Here is an 11,293-nt window from a genome sequence, read left to right on the forward strand (position 1 = left end):
TCCCCCGCAGGGGCATCAGGTGTGCCGCACGGTCGCGCCGAATTCGCCGTCGCTGACGCGCACGGCGATCTCGTCGCCGGGACGCGCCTGCGCCGCGTGCGCGACGACGCGCCCGTCCTTGCGCACGATGGCGTAGCCGCGCGCAAGGATCGCGAGCGGGCTGACGGCTTCCAGGTGGGCGCGCTTCCCGTGCAGCCGTTCGCGCCGCGACTGCACGGCGTGGGCAATCGCCAGCCCGAGTGCGCGCCGCGCGTCGTCGACACGCTGGCGGTGGAAGTCGATCAGGTTGCGCGGCGCCAGCCGGCGCAGTGCGCGCTGCGTGTCGGTTAGCCGCGTCCGCTCGGCGGCGACCCGCTCGCGCGCGGCGCGGAACAACTGCATGCGCGAGCCGTGCAGGCCGCGCAGCCACTCGGCGCGGTCGGGCGTCACCAGTTGCGCGGCCGCCGTCGGCGTCGGCGCGCGTTCGTCGGCCACGAAGTCGGCGATGGTGAAGTCGGTCTCGTGCCCGACCCCGGACACGACCGGCTGCGGCGACGCATGGATGGCGCGCGCGACCGCCTCATCATTGAACGCCCACAGGTCCTCGAGCGAGCCGCCGCCGCGCGCCACGATGATCACATCGACGCCGCGCCGGCGATTCAGGGCCTTGATGGCGCGCACAATCTGTGGCGGCGCGTCCGCGCCCTGTACCATGCAGGGCGACAGTACGACCTCGGCCAGCGGCCAGCGCGCGCTCAAAATACGCAGCATGTCCTGCAGGGCCGCGCCGCTTTCCGACGTAACGATGCCGATCGTGGTCGGCGGCATCGGCAGGGGACGGTGCCGGCCGAACAACCCTTCTTTTTCAAGCTTAGCCTTGAGCGCCTCATACTGCTGCCAGAGCGTTCCCGCGCCGTCGAACTCGACCTCGTTAACGTACAACTGCAGGTCGCCGCGCGCTTCGTACAGGCCGACGTAGCCGTGCGCGCGGATGGCGTCGCCGTTGGCGGGCAGGCGCGGCAGACCGGCGGCCTGCCCGCGCCACATCACGCACTTGATGGACGCTTCGTTGTCTTTGAGCGAGAAGTAGAGGTGCCCTGAACCGGCGCGTGTGAGATTCGATATCTCGCCGCGCACCCAGACATCGGGCGCCACCGCATCGTCGTTCAGCACCTGTTTGAGGTGGCGCATCAGTTCGCCGACTGTCTTCGTCGGCGATACGGGGAAGAGCAGAGGTTGCATCGCGATGGCGGCGCGTCGCGCCGCCCCTGGCGGCCGGTTAGACGCGCGTCACGTACGTGCCGGTTTCGGTGTTGACGCGAATGGTGTCGCCTTCCTGCACGAACAGCGGCACATACACCGTGTAACCTGATTCGAGCGTCGCGGGCTTGGTCGCGTTCGTCGCGGTGTCGCCGCGCACGCCCGGCAGCGATTCCACCACCTTGAGATCGACCGTCGACGGGAACTCGACGTCCACGGGGTCGTTCTCGAAGAATGAAACCTTGATCTGCAGGCTCTCCTTCACGTAGTGCGCATAGTCGCCGAGCACTTTCTCGGTCAGCGGGCGCTGCTCATACGTCTCGGTGTCCATGAAGAAGTAGAAATCCCCGTCATGGTACAGGTAGGTCATCTCGTGGTGATCGAGGCTGATATCCTCGACTTTGTTTCCCGATGAGAACGACTTCTCGAGGGTGGCTCCGGTGCGAATATTACGCGCGCGGATGCGGATGGTCGCGTTGCCGCGGCCCTGCTTGACATGCGAGTACTCCAGCACGCGCCAGATCTGATTTTCATGCCGAAAGGTAACGCCTTTGCGAAGGTCTTCTACGCCGATCATACGACTGCATCTCCTTAAGTTCGCGGGAAATCTTTGCGTCGGCCATTATACCACATGGCGCGCCAAGCGCTCGAAGGCAAGTGCGCGCCGGGGTATACTGACAAACTGTCGGGGACTCAAGGGATCGTCATGCCGGCATGTAGTTAGCCGGCATCCACTATCTCCATAACCGGTGCCACCTATTTGAGTGGATTCCGGCGGTGGTCAGCGGCTTCCCGCCGCTGATCGTTCACCGTCCGCTGGCGTGAGGCCAGCGGACAACGACGTGCCGGAATGACGGTCTGGCTCTCCGTGAGATCCCAACACTTTTGCGGTATACCCGTCGCGCCGCGCCGGCGCTACGCCGCCGGCCGGTAATGCCGATAGACGGTCTGCGAGATGCGCGCGATCGCGACGATCGCCTCGTTGTCGGGCGTCCAGCGCAGGTCGGGGCAGCCTTTCGTCATCACGGCGATGACGTGCGCGCCGCGCGCGTTGTGCAGGATGCCGCACTCGGTGCGCACACCTTTGACGCCGCCGGTCTTGCTGGCGATCCACGCCTGCTTGTCGCGCCCGCCGGCGTCGAAGTCGATGTAGCGCTTCAGGTTGCCCATCTGCTTCTGAACCTTCATGATCTCCAGCATCGCGGCCGTGTTCTCATCGTTCAGCAGGCGGCCGTGGCACAGGTTGAGCATCAGCGTCATGAAGTCGCGCGGCGAGCCGACGCCCATATGCCGGTGCGGTGGGGGCGGCTTGGCGAGGCCGTAGGCCTTGCGGTTGAGGCGCGTGTGTTTCATGCCCGCGTCGCGCATGGCCGCATTGATCGGCTCGATGCCGAGCCGGTCGATCAGCACGTTAGTCGCGCTATTGTCGCTGAGCGCGTTCATCAGCACGGCGAGGTCGTACAGCGAGATCTCGAGCGGCAGGCGCATCGTTTCGAGCAGGCCGGTGCCGCCCACGCAATCGGCCCGCCGCACCGTCAGCGTTTCGTCCAGTGAGATCTGCCCGGCCTCGCGGCGGCGGTATAGTTCCAGCAGGATGCCGGTCTTGACCATACTGGCCGTGGGGAAAATGCGGTCGGCATTGATCAACAGCGGTTCGTCGCCGCTGGCATCCTGCGCGGCGAGTCCCAGCGTGCCATGAAACGACTCAGCGATGCGCCGGATCGGCGCGGGGATGCGGTTGGCGGTCATGGGCGGCCTCTACTTTGCGGTGTACGTGATCTCGATGGTGTGTGAACCGGTCGGCGCGGAGAAGCCGGCGTAGGTGTCCTCGTTCAGCGTCTCCGTCTTGAATGTCATGGTCTGCCCGTCCACCGTCACCTTGCTGGCAATCGTCTTGTCGGGCATCGCCACGCTGAACGGCATCTCTTTGGCGTGGTTGGTGTCATACGCGATCTGCAGGCTGCCGGGGCCTGTGCTGTAACGGTAGGCGGCATATAGCCCGCTGGCCGGAATGGTCGCGCGCACCCAGCCGGTGCGGTCGCCCAGGCGCGGCGAGATGCTGGGGTTCTGCGCTTCCAGCCGGATGCCGTACAGGCCGCGCACGACCGCCTCAGTCATGGTCGCGACCGAGCCGCCGTAGTTGTCGCTGCCTTTGTTGACGCCGGTGCGCGCGTACTGCCACTCGTAGATGTCGCGCGGGTGCCGCGCCCAGTCGTCGGCCACCTGGTACAGGTGTCGCAGCGCGCGTGTGCGCAGGCCCTGCTCGAACTCGGCGGTGATCTGCGTGCCGCCCCACCAGTCCCACAGGCCGCCGTTCTGGTAGGCGCCTTCGGCCATCTGGACGTAGGCGAACACACCGATCGGGTAGGGCGGGTTCAGGCTCAGGCCGGGCTTGATCGCCCCGACCGACCTGGCTGCCTCTTCGAGCTTGTCGAGCGCACCGATGCGGTCCGACATCTTAGTGTACAGCACGAGCGCGTTGGCGATACTGACGATGGCATCCTCGTCGAACTTGTGATCGAGCGGCGTCAGATGCCAGTGCGTGCGGTAGAAGCCGCGCGTCGGCTGCCAGAGCCACTTCTCGGACTGGCTGCGCAGGTCGTTCGCCGCGGTACTATAGCGGCCGACCTCGGCCGCGTTGCCTGCGACCTGGTTCATCGCGGCCAGGTTGCGCAGCGCCTGGTATGCCATCGCCTGGTCGAAGAGTGAGGCAGTCAGCGCGTCGCCGGGCGCGAGCTCGGTCGGCGTGCCGGTCTTCTCGATTTTGACGTCGCCCCAATCGGTGGTGTGCGCGCGCTTGATCAGGCTGGTCGCCGGGTCGATGCGGTTGGTCAACAGCCACTCCATCGCCCGGTTGAGCCGCGCAATCACCGTCTGTCCGTTGATGTCGTGCTTCAGCCACGCGTTGTCGCCCGACAGCGACCAGTAGATGTACGCCGCGCGAATAAGATTGGTTTCCTCGTCGGACGTGGTTGTGTGCTTGTCGTAGGTGATCTCCGGCGAGAACAGGCCGGCGATGGCGCCGTCGCCCGGGAAGGTGGTTGCCAGCGGGCGAATCGGCTGGCTGGCGGTGTACTGCCGGCGCAGGAACTCTTCGACCGAATCGCGCGCGTACCGGGCCGGGTAGAAGTACATGGCCGGGATGTTCATCCAGGACTGGTCGCGCACATAGATCTGCTGGTACCAGTCGCCCGGTTCGAACCCGTACACCAGGCCGCTGGTGGTCGCATAGGCGGTCTCGTTCTGGCCGAGCGCCTGCAGCGTGCTGGAGCGCATGCCGTCGACCTTCGGATTGTCGTCGAGGTGCCAGAGCGTCACGAGCTTGGGTCCCTCGTCGAAGCGCGGTGTGGCAGCGGCGGTGGGCAGGGCGGGCACGCGCGCCGCGACCGCCGCGCCGGGTTCCCAGCGCCACGCCGGTGCGGTGTCGTCGCCCAGGTCGTTGGTCAGGCGGCGCAGGTTGCTGCCGTCGCCGTCCGCCATGTACAGCTCAAAGTTGCCGTCACGCTTGGAAACGAATACGATCCGGTTCCCATCGGGCGACCAGACCGGAGCGATGTCGCTGCCCGATGACTTGCTGACATTGACGGACGCGCCATTGTCGGCGGCGTCGAGCGACTGCACGTAGATCTCCTCATTGCCGTCGCGGTCGGAGACGAATGCCAGGCGGCGTCCGTCGGGCGACCAGGCCGGCGACCAATCGCCGCCAGCCGAGCGCGAGACACTGCGCGGGCTGCCGCCGTCGGCGCTCATCACGTACACTTCCCAGTTGCCGTCGCGGTTGCTGCTGAATGCGATGTAGCGGCCGTCGGGCGACCAGGTCGGCTGGAAGTCCGAGGTCGCAGCCGACTTGGTCAGGTTGCGCGGCGTGCGTCCCTCGGCGTCCATCACGTACACCTGCTCGCGGCCGTCGCGGGACGACGTGAACGCAATGCTCTTGCCGTCGGGCGACCAGGCCGGCTCATAGTTGTCGCCGGGCGGGTTTGTCAGTTTGACTTCGCGGCCGCCGCTGATGCTCTTCTTGTAGATCTGCCAGGAGCCGTCGCGCAGCGCGGCGTAGGCCAGCGTGCGACCATCGGGCGCCCAGGCCGGGGTGCGCTTGGCGCTCGTATCGTTGGTCCACTGAATAACTTCGTCGCGGCTCGTGTCGTAGAGGTAGATCTCCTGGTGATCGAAACGGTCGGAGATGAATGCGATCAGGCTGCCGTTGCCGCGTGCACCGGCCGGGCTGGCCGGCACTGGCGTGGCGGTGGGACGCGCAGCGGTTGCGGCAGCGGCCGGGGTCGGCGTGCCGGTCGACGGCGTGCCCGTCGCGCTGGGTGTGCCGGCCGGCGCGGGCGACGCGGTCGCCGATGGCGCCTCAATCGCAGTCGTGGACGCTACTGCGGTTGGGATGGACGGCGCGGTGGTGCTGCCCGCGTCGCAGGCGGCCAGCAGCCACAGCAACGCCGGCAGTAGGGCCAAAACGGGGCCGGCGCGCCGCGCAGGCCCGGAGAGCAAAGTCATCAATGCGCGCATGGTCGGTGTGCGGCGTCCCTTCTTTGTGCGAATCAGTTATTCAAGCGCCTGTTTCAGATCGTCGATCAAGTCGTCCGCGTTTTCGAGGCCGATCGACATGCGCAGCAAATTCTCCGGCGTGGTCGAGCCGGGCCCCTCGACGGACGCGCGATGCTCGATCAGGCTTTCGACGCCGCCCAGGCTGGTGGCGCGCGTGAAGACGCGCAAGCGCGCCACGGCCCGGAAGGCCTCGTCGCGGCCACCCTTGACCTGCACCGAGGCCATGCCACCGAAGCCGCTCATCTGCTCCGCGGCGATATCGTGGCCGGGGTGGTCGCGCAGGCCGGGGTAGTGCACGGCTTCGACCTTCGGGTGCGCGGCCAGGTACGACGCAACGCGCATGGCGTTCTCGCCGTGCGCCTTCATGCGCAGCGGCAGCGTGGCGATGCCGCGCATGAGCAGCCAGCAGTCGAACGGCGACGGGATCGCGCCGACGTTGGTCTGCACCTTCTTGACCTTTTGGAAGAATTCGCCGTTTTCACGCGCGATGACCGCGCCGCCGATGATGTCGGTGTGCCCGTTCATGAACTTGGTCGTCGAGTGCATGACGCCGTCGGCGCCGTGGCGCAGCGGGTTTTGCAGCACGGGCGTGGCGAACGTGTTGTCGCACACGCACAGTGCGCCGGCCGCGTGGGCAATCTCGGCCACGCGCGCGATCGGCGTGATGCGCATCAACGGGTTCGACGGCGTCTCGACCCAGACGAGCTTCGTCTGAGGGCGAAGCGCGGCCTTCAGCGCGGCCTCGTCGGTCATGTCGATGAACGTGACCTGCAAGCCCCATGGCGTGAAGACCTCGCGCAGCGTGCGGATGACGCCATAGTAGATGTCGCGCGGGGCGATCATGTGATCGCCGGGCGCCAGCGTCTGCAGGATCGCGCTGATCGCGGCGGTGCCGGACGAGAAGGCCGCCGCCGCCGCGCCGCCTTCCAGCGCGGCCAGCCGGCGTTCCAGCGCGGCGCGCGTCGGGTTGTTGCCGCGCCCGTACGAGTAGCCAAGCGGGTAGGAACCGTCTTCCGCGCGCTCGAACGTGGTGGACATGTGAATCGGCTGCGTCACCGCGCCGGTCTCGGCGTCGATGTGCTTGCCGGCATGAATGGCGAGAGTTTCGAGTTTCATGAGCGTTCCTTGGGCTAATGACTAGTCGCTAGCTGCTAGTCGCTAGTTGCTAGTCGCAGCGAAATCATCTGGCTGGCGCCGTCCGCGCCCATCGAAATGCCGTACACGGAGCCGGCCACTTCGACGGTGCCGCGGTTGTGCGTCACGATCAGGATCTGCTTGCTGTCGGAGACTTCCTTTAGGGTGGTACGGAAGCGACCGACGTTCGCCTCGTCCAACGCGGCGTCCACCTCGTCCATCACGCAGAACGGCGCCTGGCTCGACTTGAGCAGCGCGAAGACCAGCGCACCTGCGGTCAGCGAGCGTTCGCCGCCGGACAGCAGCCCGAGCGGCTGGCGGCGCTTGCCGGGCGGGTGCGCCACAATATCGATGCCGGTCGCGCCGATGTTCTCCGGTTCGGTCAGCACCAACTCGGCCGAGCCGCCGCCGAACAGCCTGGTGAAATACTCCTTGAACGCTTTGGCGACCGCCCGGAATGTCTCCTGGAACCGGGTCTGCATCAGCGTGTCCAGTTCCAGCACCAGTTGCTGCAGCGATTCCGATGCGCGCTGCAGGTCGGTCGATTGCACCTGCAGGAACTCCAGGCGCGTCTTTTCGAGCGCGTACTCGGACGGCGCTTCGAGATTGACGTTGCCGATCCAGCGCATCTTGTTCTTGAGCGACCGTACCTCGGCTTCGAGCGTGTCGGCCACGGCCGTGATATGAGGCAGGCGCAACACGCGGTTCTCGCCGAGTTCGAGCGCCAGTTGCATCGGCAGGTCGGTCGTCAACGCGACGAACTCGTAGTCGCTCTCGATCTGGTCGCGCAGCGTGGCCAGCCGGTCCTGCCGCCGCTGCAGGTTGACCAGCGCCTGGCTGTGTGCGGACTCGGCGGCGAAGAGGCGCTCGCGCGCGGCCTTGTCGCCCGTTTCCATTGCGCGCAGGTTGCCCTCGTCCACCGCCAGTTCGGCGGCCGCGGGCTGCAACTCGCCGTTCAGCGCGTCCAATTCGGCGCGCAGCGCGTCGGCCTGCGCCTGGTATTGCGCCGTCTCGCTCTGCAGGCGCTCGAGTTCGGCGCGCAGCGCCTCGGCGCGCGTGCGCTTGGCCTGCGTCTGCCCGGAAGCGACTTCCATGCGCGCGCCCAGTTGTGCCAATGACTGACGGCGCGCACTCAGTTCCTGGGAGAGCAGGGCGACACGCGTCTCCTGCTGTGCCAGTTCCCGCGCGCTGGTCAGGTCGTTATCGCCGCTCGCGGCCACCAGCAGCTCCGACGACAGCGGTTCCTGCTGCGCCCGCAGCGCTTCCAGCGCCGGTTCCCATTGTGCGATGTTGCTTTCAAGACGTGCCCGCTCGTGGCGCTGCCGCTCCAGCGATGACGCCTGGCGCTCCTGGTCGCGGCGAATGCGTTCCAGTTCGCGCTGCGCCGACGCCGTGTTATTCTGCTGGCGCGCATGATCGGACTGCAGCGTGGTTCGCAGGCCGGCCAGTTGGTCGCGGTGCGTGGCGGATGTTTCGGCGGCGGCCCGCGCGGTTACCAGTTGTGCTGCGAGTTGCGTCGCCCGCGCCTCGCGCTCGGCGGCCGCCGCTTCCAGCGCCGACAGGTTCGGTGCGCCGCGGTCGGGCGTCGTGATGGCGTGCTGGTCGATCAACAGGCCGTTGGAGGTGACGCGCGGGGCGCCGTCGTCGCCGCGCCGGATGCCGTTCAGCAGCGAGCGGAACAGCGGCCGGTGGATCGATTCGCACTGCACCAGCGGGAGCACATCGCCGCTTTCGGCGCTGTCGCCGTCCGTGCCGAACGATTCGAGCACGAGGATCATCTGGCGGGCATTGAGTCGCTCGGCGATTGGCATGGCGTCGGCCCAGGCTGGCACGACAAGCGCATCGGCGGCGGCGCCGAGCGCGGCACGCACCAGCAGGTCATGTTCCGGGGCGACATGGTACAGCGTGCGGATCGCCTTCACGGCGCTGCCGGCGTTCGCCAGGTTGGCCACGGCGCGCTGAGCGCGTTCGCGCGCGCCGGTCAGTTCAGCCTGCGCGGAGCGGCGGCGCGCTTCGGCTTCGGCCGATTGCGCCGTCAGGTCGGCGGCGGCCTTCTGCGCCTCGCCGGCCGTTTGCTGCGCGGCGCTGAAGTCAGCCGACAGTTCGCTGGTCTGCATCGTCAGCGAGTCAAACAGCAGTGTGGCTACAGCCAGGCGATCTTCGATGGCTTTGGCTTCGGCGGCGGCGGCCGCCGCGCCCTGCTCGTGCTGCGCCAGATCGCCACCCAGCAGGCGCAACTGCTCGCGCGCCCCGGCGATGCGCTGCCCGTGCTCGGCGATGCGGCGGGCCAGGTCGACGGCGGCGCGCTGGCGCTCGGCCTGCGCGGCCTGCGTCTGCCGGCGTTGGCGGTCCTGATCGGCGGCGCGCGCACGCAGTTCAGTGAGCCGCGACGCGGTCTCGCCGTGCGCCGACTGCAACTGCGTCAGCTCGGCATCCAACTGCGCTTTGCTTTCGCTTGCCGCCTGCGCATCCGCCGCCAGCGCATCGAGTTCGCGCAGGAGTTCGTCGCGCTGCTGGGCCAGCAGGCCCGTGCGCTCCTCGGCCACGGCGCGTTTCTGCGCGAGCGACTGCCACGCGCGCTGGCGCTCGTTGGCCTCTTGCTGCCAGCCGTTCACGGCGGCGCGCTGGGACTGGATACGCTCGCGCAGCGCGGTGCGCTCGGCGTCGGACGACTGCAGCGCGTCGCGGGACGCCAGCAACTCGGCGTGCATGCGCTCCGACTCGGCGTTCGATTCGGCCAGTTGCGTCTCGGCCTGCTGCCACTGGAAGCCGTACCACTCCTGCAGGCGCTCGGCGAGCTTCTTCTGCACCTCGTTGAACTGCCCGGCGCGGTTGGCCTGCTCGCGCAGGCGGCGCACGCGCGGTTCCAGTTCGCGCAGGATGTCGCCCACACGCGTCAGGTTCTCCTGCGTGCCGGCCAGCTTGCCGAGCGCATCGGCTTTCTTCGTTTGGTAGATGCTGATGCCGGCCGCGTCCTCGAGCAGGTTGCGGCGCTCCTCCGGCCGCAGCGAGATCGCGGAGTCGATCAGTCCCTGGCCGATGACCACATAGGAGCCGCGCCCGAGGCCGCCTTTCGACAGCAGTTCGTTGATGTCGCGCAGGCGCGTGCGCGTGCCGTTCAGCAGGTACTCGTTCTCGCCGGAGCGATAGGCGCGGCGCGTGATCGTGACCTCGCTGAACTCGATCGGCAGCCAGCCGGTGCTGTTGTCGAGCGTCATCGACACTTCGGCCATGCCCATGCGCACGCGGCTGGCGCTGCCGGCGAAGATCATGTCCTCGGTCTTCTTGGCGCGCAGGTTGCTGAACGATTGCTCGCCGAGCACCCACTGGATGGCGTCGGCGACGTTGCTCTTGCCGGAGCCGTTGGGACCAACGATGGCCGTCACGCCATCGTGAAAGACGAACTCGGTGCGGTTGGCGAAAGATTTGTAGCCGTGCAGTTCAAGCCGTTTGAGGTGCATGGAAATAATCGCGGATAGTCATCAGCCGGTGCGCGCTGCGACGCGGCCGCAAACAAAAGGTGAGAGGTGCGCCTGCGCGGCTCTCACCGGCGTGTGGCTGGATGGGTGACGAGACTTCTACTGCCCGTGCCTTGCGGCCCCGGTGCATTGCGTGCGATGCGCGCGTTAGAACGGCAAGCCCTTGGCGCCCTGGATGCCCTTGTGCGCGGCGATCTCGCCGGCATGCAAACCAAGGTGAAACAGCATCAGCCCGGCGATCTGGCCCACCTTCATGTCACGGCCATTGAACGGCACGGTGCGCTCCAGATCCGCCTCGGACACCGTTGCGAAATAGGCCTTCGCCGAGGCGGACACCGCCTGGATGTATCCGCGAAACGCGGGCAGATCGATGGCCAGCGACTTCAACTCGTCCCACTGGCGCGGTTGCGCGGCCATGCCGAGTTTCGCACCCCATCCGCCGCGCTCCCACTCCGTCGGTTTGCCCTGGAACAGCGCGTGGATCATGCGGTCTTCCGATCCGATCACATGCGCCAGCGTTGCGCCGATCGGGTTCGCCGTGCCCTGCGAACTCACCGCCAGCATCTCGGCGCTCAGGTCATTGATGACGCCATCCAAAATGCTGTGCGCCGTCATCAACTCCGCGACCAGGAACTCATTGAGATTCATTGCGTGCTCTTTCTTGCCCGAATGGTAATGAAACGCCTGAAGATCCGCAGTATGCGACTACGCGCGGATGGCCCAGTTTCAACCGTGGCTAGTATAGGCGAGATAGGAAGCAGTGTCAACGCGTCAGCACCTCGCGCAGCAATTCTCATTTTGGAGTCGGCTGCCAATATGCCCCCTCATCCCCTGCCCCTTCTCCCCCGCGCGCGCGGGGGAGCAGGGGAAAAGCTAACGGGGAGGTG

At 67.1% G+C, this 11,293-nt stretch carries 7 protein-coding genes; all 7 read right to left on the reverse strand.

Features of this window, described 5'->3' with window-relative positions:
* Positions 1-15: 15 nt before the first annotated feature.
* Positions 16-1,221 carry an exodeoxyribonuclease VII large subunit gene (gene xseA / locus HZB53_07335; protein ID MBI5877447.1) on the reverse strand — a complete coding sequence of 402 codons (1,206 nt, stop codon included), beginning with the start codon at positions 1,219-1,221 and terminating at the stop codon, positions 16-18.
* A 37-nt stretch (positions 1,222-1,258) separates the two neighbouring features.
* Positions 1,259-1,816, reverse strand: a complete 558-nt coding sequence (efp, locus tag HZB53_07340) for an elongation factor P (GenBank protein ID MBI5877448.1) — start codon at positions 1,814-1,816, stop codon at positions 1,259-1,261.
* Between the two features lie 338 nt (positions 1,817-2,154).
* Entirely contained in the window at positions 2,155-2,988 is an 834-nt protein-coding gene (locus HZB53_07345; GenBank protein ID MBI5877449.1) for a serine hydrolase, read from the reverse strand.
* Between the two features lie 9 nt (positions 2,989-2,997).
* Positions 2,998-5,742, reverse strand: coding sequence for a PD40 domain-containing protein (locus tag HZB53_07350; protein ID MBI5877450.1), 2,745 nt, complete (start codon positions 5,740-5,742; stop codon positions 2,998-3,000).
* Positions 5,743-5,790: 48 nt separating this feature from the next.
* The gene (locus HZB53_07355) at positions 5,791-6,909 is read right to left on the reverse strand and encodes an aminotransferase class V-fold PLP-dependent enzyme (GenBank protein MBI5877451.1); all 1,119 of its coding nucleotides are present in this window, start codon (positions 6,907-6,909) and stop codon (positions 5,791-5,793) included.
* 35 nt (positions 6,910-6,944) lie between these two features.
* Positions 6,945-10,388 (reverse strand): chromosome segregation protein SMC, encoded by a 3,444-nt coding sequence (gene smc / locus HZB53_07360; GenBank protein MBI5877452.1) that lies wholly within the window; start codon positions 10,386-10,388, stop codon positions 6,945-6,947.
* Between the two features lie 165 nt (positions 10,389-10,553).
* Positions 10,554-11,054, reverse strand: coding sequence for a DinB family protein (locus tag HZB53_07365; protein MBI5877453.1), 501 nt, complete (start codon positions 11,052-11,054; stop codon positions 10,554-10,556).
* Between the last annotated feature and the right edge of the window lie 239 nt (positions 11,055-11,293).

Source organism: Chloroflexota bacterium, assembly GCA_016235055.1.
Classification (GTDB): domain Bacteria; phylum Chloroflexota; class Anaerolineae; order JACRMK01; family JACRMK01; genus JACRMK01.

Coding starts and splice junctions, on each gene's coding strand:
- efp (MBI5877448.1), bottom strand. CDS start 1,816: ATGATCGGCGTAGAAGACCTTCGCAAAGGCGTTACCTTTCGGCATGAA.
- HZB53_07365 (MBI5877453.1), bottom strand. CDS start 11,054: ATGAATCTCAATGAGTTCCTGGTCGCGGAGTTGATGACGGCGCACAGC.
- HZB53_07355 (MBI5877451.1), bottom strand. CDS start 6,909: ATGAAACTCGAAACTCTCGCCATTCATGCCGGCAAGCACATCGACGCC.
- xseA (MBI5877447.1), bottom strand. CDS start 1,221: ATGCAACCTCTGCTCTTCCCCGTATCGCCGACGAAGACAGTCGGCGAA.
- HZB53_07350 (MBI5877450.1), bottom strand. CDS start 5,742: ATGACTTTGCTCTCCGGGCCTGCGCGGCGCGCCGGCCCCGTTTTGGCC.
- HZB53_07345 (MBI5877449.1), bottom strand. CDS start 2,988: ATGACCGCCAACCGCATCCCCGCGCCGATCCGGCGCATCGCTGAGTCG.
- smc (MBI5877452.1), bottom strand. CDS start 10,388: ATGCACCTCAAACGGCTTGAACTGCACGGCTACAAATCTTTCGCCAAC.